A 21062-nucleotide genomic window follows, 5' to 3' on the forward strand; every position below is an offset into this window, starting at 1 on the left:
CGAAACTAGTCGACCTGGCGTTTAGTTGAACTTATCCATGGACCCCTGACTCAGGTACAAGGAAATCCTGATGGGAGTGTCGTCGGGGTCCAGATGCTCGAGACCCAGGGTCACATGAAGATTGGCGATCTTCCAGCATTCCGCGTGCACAAAAGGAAATTCATCCGCATCCAGCACCAGGTCCTCCGGCTCGACCGAGAACCTTTGGCCGAACAGCGACGCAAGCCGGGCTGCCAGCTCTCGACAATCGTCGATCTTGTCTCCATAGCCCTCAGCGACAGTCCTGGCATAGTCAGCCGAATTCCAATCGGCCTGCCACTCCTTCAGCGTAACGCCGATGGCTACCAGGTCTCCGTCATACTCGATACCCAGGAGAAAGTCGCCGAATCCAAGGCGCTTCGGATACGGAAGGGATACGGAGCCAACAGGCTCCCAGCCCGACCGGACCAGTTCGGAGGAGACCTGCTCCGCCTCCCACGGAAGATCGAACCGAGTTGCTACTTCCACGAGCTGGAGCATCGACTGCAGATCAATATCAAGCATCACTTCATCCCCGCTGCCGACACGTGAAAGACCCGAAGTGCACCGCTTTCCATCTCCTCTGGGAACCACTCCCGGAAAACCGCTCGATAAAACGCGGCACCACCGGCATTTGAGACCGCGTAGCGGACACCACTGCCGCCCAAGGCACTATTCAATCCCAAGAGCCGCCGCGCCTGATCGACCGTGGTGTCTTCATTGAAGACCGTTCGGGAATGAGAAGGGTTGTAGAGACTCTTGCCCCAGGCATTGGGATGATCATTTCCAGTCCACTTCGCCTCAGTGATGAAGCCGTCCGCATCCGGGCCACCGTCCACCTTGATCAGTTGCCCGTTGTGCTGCCACCACTGCTCTTCGTCCGTACCAGTGACATGTTCTTGGTACCGGAACCCGACGTTACTCCGCTTCTGTGCTTCCGAGATCTTATACCTGCCCTGGAGCACCGGGTCACAGTTGTGGACCAGGACCGGGGTGTCGCCCGCCTCCACGAAGTACGTGTGAAGGTCACCGATGGTGAGGTCGTACGTCGTGGTGTTGGCGTGGAACAGGTGGACGTCGGTGACCTGGGCGGTGCCGGTGGGCGTCTGGAGGACGTCTCCGGCGTGCAGGTCCTGGGCGTCGACGAAGGCCGAGCGGGTCTCGTCGTAGAAGGGGTGGTGGAAGGTGGTGTGCAGGGTTCCGCCGCCGGCAGCGATCGCCGGGTCGGTGGTGTCCGTGCTCTCGGTGGTGCTGCTCGTCGAGGCCGACGAGACGGTCTGGGCGGCCGGGGTGGCCGCGGTGGCGGGCTGGGGGTTGAGGCCGAGCAGGCTGGTGGCGGCGGCGATGGACGCGGCCAGGGTGAGGCCGGCGCGGTGCCGCAGCTTGGTGCTCAGCGAGCCGACGGTGGCCTTGGCCGGGACGGCCTCGGTGGTGCGGGTCGGGGTGGCCGTCTCCTTGGTGGTCGTGCCTGGGTGGAGCGGGGTGACCGTGACGTCGGCGAAGTCGTGGTCGGTGGTGGTGACGATGACGTTGGTGACGGTGTGGCTCTGCGTCCCGTCCTTACCCGGGACACCGTTGGTGATCTGGTCACCGATCTTGATCTGGTCGATCCGCTTGGTCGTGCCGTTGGCCATCAGCACCGGTGTGGCGCCGGTGAAGCTGTGCGTGAGGCAGCTGTCCGCGGCGGACTTGGCGCCCTGGGCCTCGGCCTCGTGGGCCGCCTGTGCGGTCACGTCCTCGGTCGCGCTGTCCGCGGCCGAGGTTGCTCCCTTGCCGAACAGTCCGCCCACGGCTTCCATCGCCTTGGGCGCGACCTTGCCGAGCACCGCGCCACCGAGCTCACCGAGTGCGCCACCCGCGGCGCCCTCGACCGCGCCCTCGACCGCGGTCTTGCCGAACGCGCTGACGCTGCAGGCCGAGCCGCCCTTCTGGGCGCACTTGAAGCCCTGGTTGACCAGGTTCCCGGCCGCACCCGCGGCCGCGGCGCAGCCGATGGTGCCGACGCCCGCGGTCACGGCCTCGCAGCCGGCGAAGACCGCGGTCGAGACCACGAACGAAGTGATCGCAGCAGCGTGGTGCTTGACGAACTTCGCTGCCGTCTTGGCGGCGGAGACCGTCGCGTGGTATGCGGTCCGGGTGGCCCGGTAGGCCACGCCCACCGCCTTGCTGGCAGCGTGCACGACCCGCTTCGCGGCCTGCTTGACCACGTGGTACGCCTGTTTCACCACATGGACGGCCGCGTGGTAGACGCGTCTGACGGTCCGTACGGCATAGCGGTGGACCTGTTGGACGTAGTGGTAGGCGCGATGGTAGGCGTCGCTGACGTGGTGGTACGCCGACCTGGCGGCGCTGGCCGTGGCATGCGCCACGTACGACACCCCGGAGCTGACGGCGTGGTAGCCGCTGGAGACCGCCGAGCTGACCGCGTGGTACCCGCTGGAGACCGCGGAGGCGGCCTCGTGGTACCCGCTCGACACGTCATGCGCGATCGCGTGGCCAACCTTGCAGAACACGGCCGGTCCCCAGCAGTTCCCGGACGGGTCGCCCGCGGACAGCGGGTTGTCGGCGACGTACGCGAACAGGTTCGCCGCCGCCGAGTTCGGTACCGCGTTGAGCGAGACGGTGTCCTTGTTCAGGAACTCGCCCGTGCGCGGGTTGTACCAGCGCGATGCGGTGCCGACCAGGTTGGTCGAGTTCTCCGTCCAGCCGGACTGGAAGCCCAGGTGGCCGGCGAGGTTGCTGCCGCTCACCACGCTGCCCAGCGGGTCGTAGGTGGCGGAGGTGGCCAGGGTGGTCGCGGTCGGCGCGAAGGTGCCCACCACGTCGTTGTGCTGGTCGAGCATCGCCAGTTGGCCGGTCGAGGTCGACGTGGCCCCGGCGTTGTTCATCCCGACGAGCGAGTCACCGTCGTCGTACGTGTAGGTGTAGTCACCGTCCGATGCGATGACGTTGCCCACACCCGAGTACTGGAAGGTACGGGTCGCGCCGCCACCGAGGGTCGTGTCGGTGATGTTCCGGCCGGTCGCGTCGTGGGTGTACGACTGCGTACCCGCCACCACCTGCTGGCCATAGGCGTCCGACGACATCGCAGTGCTGCCCGCGGCGGTGATGTCGTGGGTCATCGTGCCGCGCGCCGCGTAGGTGTACGTGTGCACACCGTCGGAGGTCAGCTGGTCACGTGCGTCGTACGTGAAGACGTTGGAGCCGGACTGGATCCGGTTGCCCGAAGCGTCGTACGCGTACGGCGTGTTGGTGGTGCCGTTGTTCCACGAGGTGAGCCGGTTGGCCCAGTCGTAGGTGTAGGTGTTGTTGGCGGCTCCCGCGACCCCGGCGGTGTTCTTCGAGGTCAGGTTGTTGTTGTTGTCGTAGCCGTAGGCGATGGAGGCGAGGGTCGTCGTCCCCTTCGCCAGGGTGTCCGAGGACAGGCGGTGCAGGTTGTCGTAGCCGTAGGTCCGCACGTCGCCGAGCGTGCCGTAGGAGATCGACGAGACCTGGTTCAGGTTGTTGTAGCCGTAGGTGAGTTGGGTGCCCGTCGCCGGGTCGTTGACCGACTGCAGACGCCCGGCCGAGTCGTAGCCGTAGCCGGTGGTCCCGGCCGCGTCCGTCCGGGAGGTCAGCTGCCCCGCGCCGTTGTAGGCGAAGGAGGACGCCCCGGCCGAACCCGAGGCCGTCAGCATCGAGCCGCGGTCGTTGTAGGTGAACGCCTCGTTCGTCGCCGTCTGGTAGTCCGGGTTGCCCATGGTGCCGGCGACAGCCGTGCCGGCGGTCAGCACCCGGCCCGCGTTGTCGTAGGTGAACGAGCGCGACGCCGTCGCCGCCTCCGCGCCGGTGCCCGATGCCGAGAGCAGCTGGTCGAGCTTGTCGTAGCCGAAGGACAGCGACACTCCGCCCGGCAGCGTCTGGGAGGTCGCCCGCCCGTCCGCGTCGTAGGCGTAGGTCGTGGTGGAGTCCGAGGCCGCGGTGTAGACGGCCGTGGCCGGCTCCTGCTCCGAGGCCAGCTGCCCCCGCGGCGTGTACGTGTACAGCCACGAGTTGTTGCGCCCGTCGGTGTACCGGGTGCGCTGGCCCGCCGCGTCATAGCCGAACGACGTGGTGATCGACGAGGTCGCCGAGACCGGCTGGACCTCCTGCGTCACCATGTTGCTCGCGTCGTAGGTCAGCTGCGAGGTGTGGCCGTTGGCGTCCGTGACCGCGGTCGCGTTGCCGTTGCCGTCGTAGACCGCGGAGGTCTGCGTCAGCAGGTTGTTGTTGGCGTCGAACTGCTTGTGGTCGGCCGGCAGGCCGGCCGCCGTGTAGTCGGTCCAGCCGTACGTTCCGTCGGCCGCCGTCGTCTTGTAGGGGCGACCCTCGAAGTCGTAGGCGGACGTGGTGGTGTTGTTCGCGGCGTCGGTGACGCTGGTCTGCTCGCCGAGCCGGTTGTAGCCGTAGGAGGTGCTCACCCCGGTGGCACTGGTCTGCGAGGAGAGGAAGGCGCCGTACGGATTGCCGGGCGTCACCGCGTAGGACTGGGTGCTGGTGAGCGTCTGGGTGGACGGGTACCGCTCCAGCTGTGTGCCGGTGACGGTACGGCCCAGCCAGTCGTAGGTGGCCTGGGTGACCGCGCCGGTCCCGTCGGTCACCGACAGCTTCTCGCCATTGGTGTCGTAGACGCTGTGCACCGTGCTGTTGTCCGCCGCCGTGACCTGGGCCACGTCGCCGAGCTGGGTGTACTGGACCTGCGTGGTCTCCCCGCCGGGGCGGGTGGTGGACAGCACGTTGCCTTCGGCGTCGTACGTCCAGCTGCTCTGCCCGCCCACCGGGCTGGTCGCACCCGGCGGCGTGTAGTTCGGCAGGGTCTGGGAGACCTTCTGGCCGTCGGCGTCGTAGGCGGTGGTGGTCTCGTTCCCGTTCGGGTCGAGCTCCTCCACGGCCTCACCGAAGGTGTTGAAGCCGCTGGTGGTCACCGGGTGGGCGGTCACCGAGGTGCCGCCGACCGCCTCCACGGGCACGGCCGGGGCCGTGGTGACCGCGAGGTTGCCCGCCTCGTCGTAGGTGTACTGCGTGGTGTTGCCGTTCGGGTCGGTGACCGAGGCCGGCATGCCGCGCTTGTCGTAGGTCCAGTTCGTGGTCTGGGTGTTGGACGACCCGACAGTGCCGCCGTTGCGGCCGTTGGTGTAGAGCGTCTGGGCCTCGGTGGCACTGACCGCTCGCTGGTAGACCTGGACGTTCGAGACCTGGCCGTTGGCGATGTCGAACGTGCCGTTGTTCGGCGTCTTGGAGGCGCCGATGGTCAGCCCGCCGGTACCGCTCCACGGACTCGGGTTGTTCCCGGTCGCGGCCAGCGAGCCGTTGACGTACAGGCTCATCGTGCCGGTCGACGAGTCGAAGGTGCCGACCAGGTGCGTCCACGTGTTCAGCGCGGCCGAGGACGTGTGCGCCGAGTAGTACGCGCTGGGGCTCGTCGCGTCCGAGCTGTTCGCGATGAACGCCCAGCCGCCGAACGCCTTGGAGTACTGGAGGTAGAACGACGGGACGTTGGTGCCCGCCTGGGTGACGAAGGAGTGGTAGGCGGTGTTGTCGGCGAGGTTCACCCACGCGGAAACGGTGTACGACGACGCGGTGTTGAGCACCGGACCGTTGGTGGAGATGGTGCCACCGCTGCCGTCGAAGTTGGCGGCTCCGCCGGACCAGGTGACCTTGCCCGAGGCCGCGGCGGAGTAGCCGTTGCCGGAGGCGTCGGTCACCGTGCTGCCCGAGGTCTGGTTCAGCGGCCACCAGCCCGCGGGGTGACCGGAGGAGTCACCGTAGAGCGTCTGCGACGTCGGGTTGCCCATCGGGTCGTAGGTGCTGCTGGTGGTGCGGTCGTAGCCCGAGGAGTCGGTCTGCCGCGAGGTGGCCACCAGGTCGTCCGGGGTGTAGGAGACCTGGGTGACCCGGTCGGCCCCGGTCGGATCCATGGTGGTGCTCGTCACCCGGGAGGCGGCGTCCACCTGGTACTGCGTCACCGTGGCGCCGTTGTTGGACGTCTTCTGGGTCAGGTTGCCCACGGCGTCGTAGGTGTTGGACTCCAGCTGGAAGGAGTTCTTGCCGGTCGAGTCCGTCTTGGTGGTCGTGGCCAGCAGGCCGTTGTCGGTGTAGGTGTAGGAGGTGGTGTTGCCCATCGAGTCCGTGATCGAGGCCAGGCGGCCCGCCGGGTCGTAGGCGCGGGAGGACTCCACCAGGTTGGTCGCGGCCGAGGGGTTGACCGGGTCACCGGTGTACCCGTTCAGGGTCTGCGTCAGCAGGTGGCCGTTCGAGTCGTACTGGTAGGTGGTGGTGACGTTGGTCGGGCCGACCTCCTTGACCTTCTCGCCCATCGCGTCGTACGCGTACGTCGTGGTGCCGCCGTTGGTGGCACCGGAGACGTTGCCGTTCGCGTCGGTGCGCGACTGCACGTGGTCGTACGCGTCGTACACGCTGGTCTCGGTGCGCGGGGCGTCACCACCGGTGGTGTCCGCGACGGTCTGCGAAGTGACGTCGCCGTCGTAGTCGAAGACCGTGCTGACCTGGGAGGTGTGCACCGCTCCGGTGACCCGGTCGGTGAGCGCGGGGTTGACCTCCTGCGTCACCTGGCCGTCACCGTCGTAGACGTACGAGGTCTGCAGGCCGTTCGGGTAGGTGTCCGAGACCACGGACTTGGTCAGCACCCGGCCCAGTGCGTCGTAGGTGTACTTGGTGACCAGGCCGTTCGGGTTCGTGGTGGAGGCCACGTCGCCGTTGTGGAAGTAGGAGACCTGGTTGACCGCGCCGCCGGGCGAAGTGGTCGACATCGGCAGGCCCTTGGGCACGTTGCCGCTGTCCGCCGCCGGGTAGGTGGCGGTGCCGTCCGCGTACACCGTGCTGGTGGTGCGACCGCTCGGGAAGCCGGGCACCGCCGGGGTGGTGACGCCCAGCTCGTTGCCGGACCCGTCATAGCTGAACGACGTCAGGTAGGTGTTGTCCGTCGCGGAGGCCGAACGGCCGTCCCGCGAGGTCAGCATGATGTCGTTGCGCGGGTCCGCCGTGGTCAGCTGTGCGGTGGTGTCGTCCGGGTAGTAGGTGAAGTACTGGGTCGCGCAGGTGTTGGTCTGCTGGTTCTGGCAGCTGGTGACGGAGACGGCGTTGCCGCGCGGGTCGTGACCGGTACGGCTCATCACGCCGTTCGGGTCGGTGACCGTGCTCTGGAAGCCGCCGGAGTCGTAGCCGTAGCTGACGGTGTTCCCCAGGCCGTCGGTCTGGGACAGCGCCCGGTTCCCGTTGACCACGTCGAACCGGGTGGTCTCCATGGTGTTCTTCGGGTCGGTGACCACGACCGTCTTCACCGGCAGCAGACCGGTCGAGTTCTTGCCGGCCGCGAAGTGGTTCGCGTCGTCCTGTGCGGACAGCGCGGTGGTGTGGAAGGCGACCTCGGCGATGGAGCCGGGGAAGTAGCCCAGGGTGTTGGTCGGGTGGTTCGGCCAGCCGCCGCCGCTCTCACCGGCACCGATGTAGGTGTAGTTGGTGGCGTCGCCGAGCAGGTTGGCGGTGGTGCTGCCGACCTTCGTCCCGTCCAGGTACAGCGCCTGGCCGCCGGTGGCCTGCGCGGCGAGCAGCACGTGGTGCCACTTGCCGTCGTTGACGCCGCTCGGCGAGTTCATCTCGCCGCCGGTGCCGTTGGTGTCCCAGAACTTGCCGTACAGCTTGCCGTCGGTGCCGACGTACAGGGCGGGCGTCCAGTTGCCGCCGGTGGGGTTGCCACCGGTCAGCGTCTGGCCCATCTGGTCGTACAGCACACCGCCGGCGGTGTTGCCCGCGGGCATGTCGAACCACATCTCGACCGAGCCGGGCGAGGTGCTCACCCGGTCGGTGGCGGGCAGTTGGACGAAGGAGGAGCTGCCGTTGAACGAGGCCGCGGTGTTGTCCGAGAACGGCCCGGCGGCGCCGAGGGTGACGCTGCTGTACGTGGCCGTGCCGCCGCGCACCTCGTCGGTGGCCGAGGCCGAGCCGGCCGGGTCGCCGAGGCGCCAGTAGTCCTTCGGGGCGTTGCCCAGCACCGCGCCGCGGTAGGTCCGGGAGGAGCCGGCCACCGTCGGGGCGCCGACCTTCCAGACGCCACCGTTCTCGTCCGTCACCTGGGTGACCGCGGTGGTCGCCGGGTCGTAGCCGACGCCGACGAGCGCCTTGCCGGACGGACGGGTGACGCTGCTCAGCAGGCTGGCCGGGTGGGTGCCGTACTGGTAGAGCGAGTTGACGTCGGCCGACACCAACGGGCGGTTGTACCAGGCCACGTCGGCGATTGAGCCGTTGAAGTAGCTGACCGTGGCGTTGCCGGTGTTGGGCTGGTCCGGCCAGCTGCCGCCGAGGTAGCCGGCGCCGATGTAGTTGTAGGGCTGGTTGGCGCCGAAGGCCACCGCGCTCTGGATGGAGACGGTGCCCGACAGCGTCCCGACCCGGTTGTTGTCCAGGAACAGGGTCTGCGCGTTGCCGGCGGCCGACATCACGATGTGGTGCCACTTGCCGTCGGTGACCGCCGCGCTGCTGGTCAGCGGGGCGACGCCGCCGCTGTACCAGAACTCGGCGTTCAGCTTGCCGTCCGCGCCGACGTAGATCGACGGCGTGTAGTAGCCGGAGGTGCTGCCCGCGGAGATCGGCGTGGAGGTGTAGGAGTACAGCACGCCGGGGCCGGCCGAGGTCTTGAACCACAGCGACAGCGCACCGGAGTTGGTGGCGTTGCCGGTGTTGTTGGGCAGTGCCACGGAGGAGGAGCTGCCGTTGAAGCCGGCCACCGTCGCGGTGGAGCCGGCCAGCGGGCCGCCCGTCTGGCCGAGCGTCACGTTGCTGTACGTGGCGTTGCTGTTGCCCTCGTTGGCCAGGACGGCGTCAGTGGCCGTGCTGCCGGAGGCCTCCGACAGCGGCCAGTAGTTCTGTGCGCCCAGGTCCATCGTTGCGTTCTGGTACTGCGAGCCGGAGCCGTAGCCGTAGCTGGCGCAGTGCACCGCGTCGGTGGGCCGGCACAGCGAGGTGAGCTGGTCGCCGGTGTAGGTGTACGTCCAGGTCAGCGCACCCGAGCTGCCGAGCGGGTCGGTGGCGACGGTGGCCACGTGGGCGGCGTTCGCACCGCTCGGGGTCGCCCAGGTCAGGTGCAGGGCACGCCCGGAGACCTGGGAGGTCATGGTGGTGACCTGGCTGCCGGACCAGGTGTACGTGATGGCCCGGTTGTTGGCGTCGGCGATGGACGACACGCCGTAGCCGCCGGAGCCCAGCGACTGGGTGTAGGTGTAGACGGTGTCGTTCTTGTCGGTGAGCGTGTAGCCGCCGGTCACCGACTTGAGGGTGGCGAAGCGGCCGGCGGGCGGGCTGAAGCTCCCGTCGCCGTTCCTGCCGAAGCCGACCTGCGAGCCGTCGGGGTAGGTGACGACGACGCCGGTCAGCGCGCCCGAGGTGTTGTACTGCTCGGTGGCGCGGGAGTCGAAGACGCTCGACCAGCCGGCGCCGAAGGCACCGGTGTAGCGCGGGTCACGGGAGTTGTAGTCGCGCACCACCTCCAGCGGCGGGCCCGCGGTGGAGACGTCGGCGTCGGTGTCCGAGGTGGTGTAGTTGCCGATCGACGCGTCGAAGCCGTGCTCACTGCTGTTCTGCGACAGGCTGGAGGTGATCAGCGGCTGCGGCACCTGGATGTTCAGCGCGTACAGGCCGTTCGACGGCGACCAGGTGGAGGCGTCGTAGGACCGCACCTGCCAGTAGTAGGTCTTGCCCCAGGACAGCTTGCCCGCCGGGACGACCCAGTCACCGGTGGAGATCTGGCCCGAGTCGGCGACCGTGGCGTTGGTGTTGTCGTAGACCGTGAAGTCGTACTTCAGCGTGCTGCTGGCACCGGTCGAGTTCGCACCGGCCGACCAGGCGGTGAGCTCGGGGGTGGTGGTGTAGGCGGCCGCGTTGTTGTTGGGGTACTGCTCGTACACCTGCGGGCCGGCGTTGCCGGTGTAGGTGACCTGCATGTACGGGCCCTTGTTCGGGTCCATGAAGGAGCCGAACTTCTTCCAGTGCAGCGCGTCGTTGGTGGCGGCGTAGACCGCCAGGCCGAAGTCCGGGGTGGTCCCGTTCATCCAGCCCTGCAGCGCCGAGGTGGAGAGCGGGACCTGTACCCAGTCACCGACGGCGGGGTTCGCCGAGGTGTTGGTGCAGGCGTTGTGGAGCGTCGGCGCGGCGTTGCCGATCGAGGCGCCGAAGCTGGGGCCGGGGTAGGCGGACACCTGGCTCGGCGTCCAGGCCTGGGTCACCTGCGCGACGTCGAGCCGCGCGGGAGCGCCGCAGTAGGAGGACCAGGTGTCGAACAGGTTCAGCGTGGCCGAGGTGACCGTGACGCCCGAGCCGTCCCAGCTCTGGTCCCAGTGGTTGATGAAGGCGTTGGCCTTGGTGGTGCCGGAGTCGTAGGAGCCGATCTTCAGGAACTGCTCGTACGAGTGGTCGCCGGTGTTGCCGTCCTCCGCGTAGGCGGTGGTCCAGCCGTCGGTGACGGTCGGGTCGACGGTGACCGGGAACTGACGGTCCGGGCTGTGCAGCCAGTTCGCGTCGAGGGTCACCTGCAGCGCGGGGCCGCCGGCGGTGCTGACCAGCTGGTAGCGCACGGCGTTGGTGCTCGCCGCATCGCCCGAGCGCGGGTCGACCTTGGAGTCCCAGGCGTAGGCCTGCGGGATCTGCTCGACGGTCTTGCCGCCGGCATCCGTCAGCGCGATGGAGCCGTCCGCCTGCTGGTGCGGCGTCAGGCCGTCCAGCGTCAGCGGGAAGGTCCAGGAGTTGCCCGCCTGCGCCGAGCGCAGCACGATCGACTCCTTGAGGCCGGTCGGCGTCGTGGTCAGCGTCAGGTCGGTGCCGGGCAGGATCTCCGGGTAGCTGACGTCCGAGCCGTCCGCGGTGCCCGCGACCGGGGCCGCGCCCTGGAGCCCGTAGCTCAGCGCGTGGCCGCCGGCGACCTTGAAGGAGGCGAGGGAGGAGTCGGCCGCCTTGGCGGCGAAGTCCACCGCGAGGGAGTTGGCCTTCTCGTGGTAGCGGCCGTCACCGGCCGCGCCGTCCACGCTGGTGTCGATCTTCTGCCAAGTGCCGTTGGCGTCCTGGTAGTTGATCGGGCTCTGGGAGATGTCGCGGGTGACGGAACCGTCGGCGTTGTCGAAGGCGTCCGTGGTCCGGGAGGACTTGGCCGCGTCCCGCTTGCTGGTCTGCGCGTTGTACCCGGTCCGGGTGGCGCTGGCGCCCTGCGCGGTCCGGTGCTGGTAGGGCGCGTAGTCGTCGAGCTGGTCCGGGGCCTTGCCCGGCGCGTGGCCCGCCCCGCCAGGCGCGCGGGTCGAACCGGCGTCCGCGCGGTGGTCACGGCCGGCGGCCGAGCCGCCGATCTGCCGGGGTGTGGGCCCCCAGTGCTCCTGCGGCGGGCCGTCGAACCAGCCCATCATATCGGCCCAGCCGGGCAGGCTCAGAGCCGGGAAGCCGCGTTCGGCGGCTCCGGCGGTGGCTATACCGCCATTGGTGGCGAGTGTCACGACCAGCATGACTGTCAGCAGTCTGACCAGAGGGCGGAATCGTCGTCTCTTCCTGGGCAGGGAGAGACGACGTACCGCGACCCGCGTACGCATGAAACAACCCCAAAGTCTCGGCCATTGGCCAACTCTTAGAAAAAAATCATGCGGAGTTGATCACGTTCTTTTTATTGTGGTCAAACATGCTTGCAAAATCGGGCAAAGCAGTGAAAAGGCGTCAGTTCGCCACGAGATGTGCCAGTTCGGCAGCCACCTGGGTGCGGGCGTCGGCGGGGGTCGCCACGGGGAGGGCCTTCGTGTTGGCGGGGGCGGCGGCAGGGGTGGCTTGTGCGCTGCCGGTGCTCTGGCCGCTGTCGAGGAGCAGGAACTGGACCTTCGGGAACTTCTGGGCATCCTGCACCGCGGACTGCACCTCGGCGTCGCCGCTCACCACCACGACCTGGCAGCCGCCCACCGCGAGCGAGGCCAGGTACGGCGCGGCGTTGCCCGCCGTGTCCTGGCCGGCCACCGAGAGGTAGCGCACCTGGACGTGCGTGCGGCCCGACGCGTCCTCGAGCCCCGCCCAGGCCTGCGCCGACCGCGGATCCGCGAGCCCCTGCGACGGTGTGAGCAGGCACGCCTGGCTCGGCTTGTACACCTGCGCCCTGACGGGCTGTGGCGCCGCGGACTTGTGCCGGGGCTGCCAGAGGGCCACGGCGCCGGCCGCCACCACCAGAGCGAGCACGGCCGCTCCCGCCCACCAGAGACGCCGTCCGAATCGACGCATGTCGCATCCTCTTTCACCCGAGTTCACGCCGGCGGCGATCCGCGCCGGTCATCAGCCGTGGCAGCATAGGCGCACCTCGGGGCGATGCCGCAGCGCGGCCCCGCGAAGGCCGCGCTGTCCGGCCGCGGCCGGTCTCCGCTGGTCAGAGCCCCGATCGACGAGCTATCGTCAACCGGCCCCGCCCGCGCGGCCGCCGATCCGACCAGGGCCGGCGCCGGGTCACACCCTTCCCTCGAAGCCCCTTCGGACGGGGAGAAGCCTCTCTTTGGACAGGAGCGAGCTGTGACACCGGAGAAGCGACGCCGGCTCTTCGTGGCGGGCCTGGTCCTGCTCTTCGTCGGCTACGTCGTCACCGCCACCGCCGCCTGGAGCAACCGTGGTTGGGCCGACCACGGGCCGCTGTCCTACACCGCGCAGCCGCAGTCGCCCGCCGGTGCCGCCGAACCCACCGCTCCCGCCGCTTCCGCCGCTTCCGGCGCTTCCGGCGCTTCCGCCGAGACGGCCCGCGTCACCCAGGCCTGCCGCTCCCGGCCCGACGACCTGGCCCCCTCCGGCGACGCCGTCCGGCTCAGGATCGTCAGCGGCACGGTGGACGGGTCGGCGTACCTCGCCTGTTACGGCCAGGACAGCGACGGTGACGTCACCGGCGTCGTGCTGCTGACGGCCGACCGGCTGACCCCGGTCACCGGCGACCGGATCCTGCGGGCGGGCGGCGCCTGGCCGTGGGTCGCGGTGGTCCGCTCCCCGGCCGAGCTGGTCTTCGCCGGCGCCACCCTCGCCCTGATCGGTGTCGTCTCGCTGCGCTACCACCGGCGCCGGGAGCCCGCTGCGGCGACGAGCCCGTGGTGGGCAGGGCGTTGGGCCGATGCCGTCCTGACCACGAGTGGCGTCGGGGTGCTCGCGCTCTGGCTGCTGCCCGGGCGCACCCGGGCCCGCAAGGCCCAACTGACGCTGCTCACCGTGCTCCTGTGGACGGGCTTCGCCCTCGTCGTGGTGGACATCGACGCGCTCGCGACCCCCGACCCGGTCGCGCTGACGGTCGCGGGGTTCCTCAGCGCCACGCTGCTCTTCGGCTGCCTGGGTGGGCGGTACCTGGTCCGACCGGCTCAGCCGGTCCAGGCGTCCGCGCCTGTTCCGCCGACTGTTCCCCTGTCTGGTCCGCCGACTGTTCCGCTGCCTGGTCCGCCTGCTGGGTCCGTGGCCTCTGTGACGGCGTCCCGAGGGCCCTGGCCGGTCCACTCCCCCGCCTCCCTGCCCTCGTTCGCGCAGGTCGGCGGCCTGGAGGAGGTCAAGGCGGAACTCCGGCAGAACCTCGGCAGCACCCTCGCCCACGGGAGCGCGGCCCGCGCGTACGGCATCCGCTTCAACGGGATCCTGCTGCACGGCCGGCCCGGCACCGGCAAGACCCTGCTGGCCAAGGCCATCGCCGGTGAGTTCGGGCTGAACTTCCTTCCGGTGACGGCCGGTTCGGTGATCTCCAAGTACGCCGGCGAGTCCGCGCGCGCCATCGACGAGGCCTTCGCCGCCGCCGTGGCGAACGCCCCGTGCGTCCTGTTCTTCGACGAGTTCGACTCGCTCGCCTCGCGCCGCGACAGCGAACCGGACGCCGAACACCGCCGCGTCGTCAACCAGTTGCTCACCGCATTGGAGCAGCACCACGCGAGCGACCACGTCGTCGTCATCGCCGCGACCAACGACCTGACCCGGCTCGACCCCGCCGTCACCCGGCCGGGCCGGTTCGACCGGACGATCCGCATCGACCTGCCGGACGCCCCGACCCGGCGCGCGATCCTGGCCACCGCCCTCGCCGGACGCCCCGTCAGCCCGGCCATCGACCTCGCGACGATCGCCGAGCGCACTGCCGGGCGCACCGCCGCCGACCTGACCGCGCTGGTCGACACCGCCGCCGGCGCCGCCTTCGCCGAGCACACCGAGGCCGCAGCAACCCGCAACCCCGCGGAGAGCGTGCCACCGGTGCTCATCGACGACCGGCACCTGACCGCCGCCCTGACCGCGAACGCCGGCCAGGACCGGCCGTACCTCGGAGACCACCGCTGGGAGGACCTCGTGCTGCCACCGGCGGTGCTGGCGGAACTCCGCGCGGTCCAGAAGCTGATCGAACGCCCGGACCTGGCCACCCGCTACGGAGTGCGCCCGCTGTCCGGCCTGCTGCTCGCCGGCCCGCCCGGCACCGGCAAGACCAGCGTCGCCCGCACCCTGGCCGCCCAGGCGCGCGTGTCGTTCTACCCGCTGTCCACCGCCGACCTGACGAGCCCTTGGGTCGGCCAGGCCGAGCAACACCTCGCCCAGCTCTTCGAGCGGGCCCGCGCCGCTGCCCCGTCCGTCGTGTTCATCGACGAGATCGACGCGATCGCCGCAGACCGCGACTCCCTGGGCGGCTTCCTCGGGGACCGCCTGCTCACCCAACTGCTCGCCGAGCTCGACGGCATCGCCACCACCACCCGCCCGGTCTTCGTCCTGGCCGCCACCAACCGGCCCGAGGCCCTCGATCCGGCTCTCGTCCGGGGCGGGCGGCTCTCCCGCACCCTGCGCCTGCCGCTGCCCGACCGCGCCGCGCGCCTGCAACTGCTCGCCCTCCACAGCCGCGACGTCCCGCTCGCCCCGGACGTGGACCTGGCCGCTCTGGCGGACGCCACCGCCCACCACTCCGGCGCGGACCTCTCCGGCCTCCTGCAACAGGCGGCGCTGCACGCCCTGGTCCGACACGACGGGGCGACGCCGGTGGTCGCGCAGGCCGACCTGCTCTCGGCCCTGGCCGCCCTCCCCCGCACCTGCGCACCCTGCTGACCCCCCGTCCGAAGGCCGAGAAGCTCCCCCATGCCCTGCGTCTTCTGCTTCGCCGCACTCACCCTCCTGGCCGGCGCCATCACCGCCCGGACCGTCGACCACCTCCACCAACGCCTCGCCACCCTGGCAGCGACCGGCGAGGTCGAGCGCGTCAGCGACACCAGCAGCGTCACCCTCTTCCACCTCGCCGTCCCCCACCCGCAGGGCTCCGGGCACGGCTCGACCCCCGTGCCGGTCGCGGTCACCCTCTACAAGCACCAGGCCCGCGTCCGCATCCAGGTCCTCACCCACACCGTCGACCCCACGGCCGCCCGCACCATCGAGTCCCGCATCGCCACCACCCTCGACGCCCACATCGTCGAGCACATCGCAGCCCCTGCCGGCCACGCCCACGCCGAACCTCACGCAGCCCAGCCCGTCGACGCCGCCGCCCAGCCGGTCCCCCGCCAGGCATGGCGCCCGGGGAGAGCACCCCGCCGATGAGCGGCACGAGAGGCGGCGTCGCCGGGTGCCCCTCCGGGGTCGGGAACGACCGCGCCGCCGCACTCGCCTCCTCCCCCGCAGTTGCGGTCAGCTTGGCGGCCGTGCCCTCCCAGTACTTGGCCTCCCGCCGCCTTGCGGGGGTCAGGAGCGATACGCGCCAGTGCCCCCAGGGCATGGCCGTCAGCAGGCGGGTCCGACTCAGCTCCAGTACGCGGACCGGATCGCCGCGCCACCGCTCGATCTCGGTCACGAATCCGTTTGCCTGCTCAGTCATCAGAGCCCCCACCCCGCAGTCGGCTCCAGCACGGAGCGAGCCGTGCGGTTGCCGAGATTTCGTGGACGGTGGTGATCACTGCTGGGAGACTGGGGTGGTGACGACGAATGAGCTGTTGCGGCAGCAGGACGAGCTCCAGGCCGAAGCGAGCACGGTGAACGAGGACCTGGGGTTGGACGAGGCGTTGGGGCGGCTCGGGGATCCGGTGCGGGTGGGGAGTGCGGCGTTGGGGTTGATGGTGAAGCGGGATCTGGACATCACGGTGGTGTGTCCGCGTCTCGGGGGTGCGGAGCGGGAGGCGGTGGTGGCGGTCGGGGCGCGGTTGGCGTTGCACGAGCGGGTGTGGCAGGTGCGGTTCCGGAATGACACGGGGGCGTGGAACACCGATCCCGGGTACCCGGACGGGTTGTACCTCGGGGTGGGGTACCGGTCGCCGCAGGGGCGCAGGTGGTCGTTGGACATCTGGTTCGTGGACGAGCCGGAGCGCCAGCCGGATCTGGCGCACGTGCGGACGCTGCCGGAGCGGCTGACCGCCGAGACCCGGGAGGCGATCCTGCGGATCAAGGAAGCGTGGGCCGAGCGGCCGGAGTACGGCCGCAGCGTGCGGAGTTGGGACGTCTACCGGTCGGTCCTGGACGACGGGGTGCGGACGGTGGCGGAGTTCGACGGCTGGCGATCGGCGCGCTCGTCGACGTCGTCCGAGTAGCGGATTGAGGTGTGCGTGCGGATGAAGTCGAGCCGGGCGCGCACCTCGGCCTCGTCGCGTCCGCCGACGGCGTAGGTGACCAGGCCGGCACCGGAGAAGCCGGAGGCCTTGAGTCGGTCGCCGGGCCCGGCGGTGGTGCGGCGGTTGATCAGCCAGTGGGGTGGGATCGCCGCGTCGTCGATGGCGGCCAGGCGTCCCGGCCTGCTGTACCAGACGAATTCGCCGCCCGCCTGGTGGGTGCGCGGGTAGTCGGTGGTGGGGTGCTCGCCGAGGGCGAGGCGGACCATGGACTCGTGGAGGTTGACGCCGGTGAGGGCCTGGACGACCGGGACGACGCCGGCGCCGCCGTTGCGGGCGGCGACCTCGTTGAACAGGAGTGTGCCGTCCGGGCGTTCGAAGACTTCGAGGTGGAGCACGGCGTCGGTGACCTGGAAGGCGTCGACCACCTGGCGGGTGAACTCCGTTGCGCGCTCGACCAGCTGGGGGTCGTCGACGGTGACGGAGAGCATCGGGCGGTTGTCCACGTGGGAGAGCGTGCTGGTGAGGTAGCGGAAGACCACGCAGGCCAGCAGCCGGCCCTGGTGCACGGCGACGTCCACGTGCAGCATCTCGCCGTCGACGTGTTCCTCGGCCTGGTGTTCGCGCAGGTCGTGGTCGGCCAGCGCGGTCAGGGCGGCCGGTGAGTCGACGAGGTGGATGCCGGCGGAGCCGCTGCCGAATCGGGGCTTGAGCACGATCCGTCGGTGGCGGGCCAGGAGGTCGGCGGCGTCGGCGGCCCGCTCGACGGGCTGCCAGGCGCAGACCGGTACGCCGCCCCGGGCCGCCGTGCGCTTCATCGCCGACTTGTCACGGAAGGGCAGCAACCGGGCGGTGGACGGCCCGGGGATGCCCAGGTGCTCGCGCAGCCGGGCGCCGGGCAGCAGGAGGTGCTCGCTGAAGGCGAGCAGGTGGTCCAGGCCGATCTCCTGGTGCGCCGCCCGGACGAGCGCGTCGCGCAGCGAGGTGTGGGACAGGCGGACCCCGAGCACCTCGGCGCACTCGCCGGGGCGGGCCTGGTCGACCAGGGGCGTGCGGGTGAGGAGGGTGACGCGGTAGCGGTCGGGGTCGAGGACGGGTGAGCCGTCGGGCAGGCGGAACCGGTCGTAGCCGACCCGGTCGAGGAGCAGGACGTTTTCCCGGCGGGCGGCGGTCACGAGTTCACCACCGGTGCGGTGAGGGCGAGTTCGGCGAGCGCGTCGGCCCACTCCTCGGCGGGCGCGTGCGGGCGCATGAACATCGCGGCCCGTACGTCACGGGCGAGGCGGCCGAGTGGGTGGCCGGCGCGGTAACTGCCGCCCCCGGACAGCTGCATGGCGAGGTCGACCACCTGCAGCGCGGCCCGTTCGACGACCATGCCGGCCGCGATGCAGGCGCGCATGAGGGCGGGCCCGTGGGTGTCGGGGTCGTGCGCGTCGACGTCGACCAGCAGGGAGCGCAGCACGCCGCGGGCCGAGACGATGGCGCTCTCCATCTCCGCCAGCGCTGCCGTGGTCCCGGCGGAGCCCGTGCGCCGGCGGCCGGGGGTGCCGGAGCCGGTCAGGGTGGCGAGGGTGGCGCGGTGTGCGGCTTCGGCGATGCCGAGTGGGACACCGAGCAGCGGGGCGGCCACCCGGACCTTGCCGGCGTAGGCGCCGGGGCCGGGGCGCTCGCCCCACCGGCCGCGGAAGGACACCGCGTCCGCCGGCAGGCGCACCCCGTCGAAGAGCACGGTGCCGCTGCCGGAGCCGCGCAGGCCGAGGCCGTCCCAGGTGTCGTGGACGGCCACGCCCGCGAGGTCACGGGGGATCATCACCGAGCCGATCATCGGACCCTCGGGGGTCTCGGCGCGCAGCCGGGTGTAGAAGTGGGTCGCCGCGGGCGAGAGGGAGGCCATGACCTTCTGTCCGGTGACGGTCCATCCGCCGCCGTCGGGCACGGCGGTGGTGGTCGGGGTCCAGGCGCTCGCCCCGGGCTCGGTGACGGTGGAGCAGACGATCATGCGGTGCTCGCCGATCGCCCGGGTCCAGCGGCGGTGCGGGGTGTCCTGGCCGGGGGTGGCGGCGGCGGTGCGGGCGAAGTGCGCGGACAGGGCGAGGTGCATGTAGACGGCGGTGGCCACCGAGGCGTCGGCCGAGGCCAGGCGGGCGGTGACCACGCCGAGGTCGTGCACCGACTGCAGGCCGGAGCCGCCGTCCTCGGCCGGCACGCAGGCGGCCAGCAGGCCCGCCTCTTCCAGGCGCCGCACGCTGGGCGCCGCGAAGCTGCCCGCCCGGTCGTTCTGTGCCGCCTGGTCGGCCAGGTAGCCGTCGAGTCCGGCCACGATCGCGCAGAGGCGTCGGCCGCTCTCGGTGACGGGCTGGGGGTGGGCCGTCAGTGAAGTCACCGCTGTCACCGCTGTTCCTGTCTTTCCGGCGCGAGGGCCTGTCCGGGCTCGGCCGTGGTCAGTGCCGGGCGCGCCGCGTCCAGCGTGCGGGTGATCCGCTCCAGCGCGGGGTGGTCGTGGAGGGTGTCGACGTGGTCCAGGAAGCCGGTGCAGACCCAGCCGGGCGCTTCGTGGACGGTGGTGCGCTCGCGCCAGCGCGCCGGCAGGTGGTGACGGCCGGCGGCCAGCAGGGGGTTGCTCAGGGCGAAGTCGGCCGCGATGGCGGTCCGGCTCACGCCCAGGGCCCGCAGCAGCAGGGCGACGACCAGGCCGGTGCGGTCCTTGCCCAGGGAGCAGCCGACGATGACGGGACGGGCGGTGGGCAGCAGCCGCGCCACCTGTTCGGTGCGCTCCAGGTACTGCGGCAGCGCGTCGCGGTGGCGGCGCAGCTGATCCTCGGGGGTGTCGCCGGTGTCGCCCGGGGCCCGGTCGCGCACCGGGAGGCGGTGCCAGGTCCAGCCGTGGGCGAGCAGCTGGTCGGGGCCCTTGTCCCGGTCGATCTCGTGATCGGTGCGCAGGTCGGCGTAGCTGCCCGGTCCGTGCAGCGCCGTCAGCGCCTGCGCGCCGGCCGGGGTCAGGACGGCGAGCGCGGAGCTGCGCAGCAGGACCCCGGTCCGCAGCCGCGCGCCGCCGGTGGTGGGCAGGCCGCCGAGGTCGCGCAGGTTGGGCAGGTGGTCGGCGAGCAGCTGCCGCTCGGTCACCGGCTCTGCCCGGCGCCGGCGGTGGGGATGCGCCCGGTGGCGGGGGTCTGGTAGTCGTCGCCGCCGTGGAGCAGGGCGAGGAACTCGGCCGGTTCGCGGCCCGTGGTGGCGCGGACCTCGTCGGGGTCGGCGAAAGTCTGCCGGTTGTAGGAGCTGAGCTGGCGCTCGGTCATGTCGGCGTGCATCTGCTCGTAGGGGGTGTAGAGGGTGGGCCGGACGCGGGCGCCGAGGGCCTTGACGGCGGTCATGGTGTGCCGGGCGCCTTCCGGGGTGGTGCCCGGCAGGCCGACGATCACGAAGCAGTTCAGTTCGATGCCGTGGGTGCGGCACCACCGGGCGACTTCTTCGGTGCGCTGCTCGGCCTGGCGCTTGACGCGGGGCAGGCCCGCTTCGGCGTTCTCCTCGAAGGTCTCGACCCCGACGCTGATCCGGATGCAGCCGGCGGCGGACATCGCCTCGACGAGTTCCTCGTCCAGGTGGTGCAAGGTGGTGGCGCACTTCCACGGGTAGCGGCGCGGCTCGGCGGCCAGCGCGGTGCACAGGTCGCGGACCCAGCTGCGGTTCAGGGTGAAGGTGGGTGCGTAGAAGGCGACGTACTCGAAGGGCTGGCGGGTGAAGCTGTCGCGGATGTAGTCGACGGTGCGTTCGACGGTCAGGCGGCGCTCGCGCAGCCCCTGCATGGGCGGGACGTCGCAGAAGCTGCAGCCGACGGGGCAGCCGCGGGCGATGGGGACGACGAGTTCACGCCGTTCGGGGATGCCGCAGAACTTGTTCTCGTCGGTGCGGTAGAGGTTCTCGTAGGCGGCGTAGGGGATTTCGGAGACGTCCGGCAGCGCCCACTGCTCGGCGGGCAGCCAGTGACCGGGGGCGCTCGGCTGCTGCCAGCCGCCCGGCCGGCGCAGGTACACGCCGGGCAGGCGCTCGGTTTCGGGGCGGCCGGCCTGGGCCCAGCGGAGTGCGGCGGCGGTGCCGGCTTCGTAGTCGCCGCTGACGACCACGGCGTCCAGGTCCAGCGAGCGGAACCAGCCGGGGTTCTGGTAGCTGAGCCGGCCGACGGTCACCAGCAGGGCGTCGGGCAGCAGGGCGCGGGCGTAGTCGGCGGCCCGGCGTACGCCTTCGACGACGTCGTACTCGTTGACGATGACGACGGCCTGGTAGCGGCCCTGGTGGAGCCGGTCGGCCAGCTCCTTCCAGGTCTGATTGAGGGCACCGGCGTCCAGCGCGTCCACCTGGTGGCCCTCGGTGCGCAGATAGGCGGCGACGGAGAAGACCGGGAGGTGGTGGCCGGCGTTGAAGTAGCTGGGGACGTGGGGTGGCCAGAGGACCAGAACACGCACGGTGGGGCTCCTTGTCGGTGGG

The 21062-nt window shown here is 70.8% G+C and carries 10 protein-coding genes; 3 read left to right on the forward strand and 7 right to left on the reverse strand.

From position 1 onward, the window contains the following. Positions 1-21 precede the first annotated feature (21 nt). The 3 genes from OG500_RS03875 to OG500_RS03885 form a co-directional block, all read right to left on the reverse strand. Entirely contained in the window at positions 22-543 is a 522-nt protein-coding gene (locus OG500_RS03875) for a hypothetical protein (protein ID WP_329576545.1), read from the reverse strand. Further along, positions 543-11537 (reverse strand): LamG-like jellyroll fold domain-containing protein, encoded by a 10995-nt coding sequence (locus OG500_RS03880; protein ID WP_329576548.1) that lies wholly within the window; start codon positions 11535-11537, stop codon positions 543-545. The genes OG500_RS03875 and OG500_RS03880 overlap by 1 nt, the downstream gene beginning before the upstream one ends. A gap of 205 nt (positions 11538-11742) precedes the next feature. Continuing rightward, a complete protein-coding gene (locus tag OG500_RS03885) occupies positions 11743-12291 on the reverse strand; it encodes a hypothetical protein (protein ID WP_327064942.1) in 549 nt (182 codons plus the stop codon). A 282-nt stretch (positions 12292-12573) separates the two neighbouring features. Between OG500_RS03885 and OG500_RS03890 the strand changes: the two genes are divergently transcribed. The 3 genes from OG500_RS03890 to OG500_RS03900 all read left to right on the forward strand — a co-directional run bounded on the left by OG500_RS03890 (position 12574) and on the right by OG500_RS03900 (position 16562). Beyond that, on the forward strand, positions 12574-15099 hold the full coding sequence (locus OG500_RS03890; RefSeq protein ID WP_329576551.1) for an AAA family ATPase: 2526 nt from the start codon (positions 12574-12576) through the stop codon (positions 15097-15099). A gap of 30 nt (positions 15100-15129) precedes the next feature. Next, entirely contained in the window at positions 15130-15582 is a 453-nt protein-coding gene (locus tag OG500_RS03895; RefSeq protein WP_329576554.1) for a hypothetical protein, read from the forward strand. A gap of 371 nt (positions 15583-15953) precedes the next feature. After that, entirely contained in the window at positions 15954-16562 is a 609-nt protein-coding gene (locus OG500_RS03900) for a hypothetical protein (RefSeq protein WP_327064945.1), read from the forward strand. On the opposite strand, the gene OG500_RS03905 is transcribed toward OG500_RS03900, so the two are convergent. From OG500_RS03905 to OG500_RS03920, 4 genes are read right to left on the reverse strand one after another with little or no spacing between them, the layout of a single operon-like run. Beyond that, positions 16475-17755, reverse strand: a complete 1281-nt coding sequence (locus tag OG500_RS03905) for an ATP-grasp domain-containing protein (RefSeq protein WP_329576557.1) — start codon at positions 17753-17755, stop codon at positions 16475-16477. The two genes, OG500_RS03900 and OG500_RS03905, sit on opposite strands and share 88 nt — an antisense overlap. Then, on the reverse strand, positions 17752-18963 hold the full coding sequence (locus OG500_RS03910) for an acyl-CoA dehydrogenase family protein (protein ID WP_329576560.1): 1212 nt from the start codon (positions 18961-18963) through the stop codon (positions 17752-17754). Before OG500_RS03910 ends, OG500_RS03905 begins: the two co-directional genes overlap by 4 nt. Before the next feature lie 5 nt (positions 18964-18968). Beyond that, positions 18969-19703, reverse strand: a complete 735-nt coding sequence (locus OG500_RS03915; RefSeq protein ID WP_329576563.1) for a tyrosine-protein phosphatase — start codon at positions 19701-19703, stop codon at positions 18969-18971. Beyond that, entirely contained in the window at positions 19700-21040 is a 1341-nt protein-coding gene (locus OG500_RS03920) for a B12-binding domain-containing radical SAM protein (protein WP_329576565.1), read from the reverse strand. The genes OG500_RS03915 and OG500_RS03920 overlap by 4 nt, the downstream gene beginning before the upstream one ends. Positions 21041-21062: the final 22 nt, after the last annotated feature.

Source organism: Kitasatospora sp. NBC_01250 (assembly GCF_036226465.1).
Taxonomy (GTDB): domain Bacteria; phylum Actinomycetota; class Actinomycetes; order Streptomycetales; family Streptomycetaceae; genus Kitasatospora.

Excerpts from the sequence above, each read along its gene's own strand:
- OG500_RS03885 (WP_327064942.1), bottom strand. The coding sequence starts at position 12,291 with ATGCGTCGATTCGGACGGCGTCTCTGGTGGGCGGGAGCGGCCGTGCTC.
- OG500_RS03895 (WP_329576554.1), top strand. The coding sequence starts at position 15,130 with ATGCCCTGCGTCTTCTGCTTCGCCGCACTCACCCTCCTGGCCGGCGCC.
- OG500_RS03880 (WP_329576548.1), bottom strand. The coding sequence starts at position 11,537 with ATGCTGGTCGTGACACTCGCCACCAATGGCGGTATAGCCACCGCCGGA.
- OG500_RS03875 (WP_329576545.1), bottom strand. The coding sequence starts at position 543 with ATGCTTGATATTGATCTGCAGTCGATGCTCCAGCTCGTGGAAGTAGCA.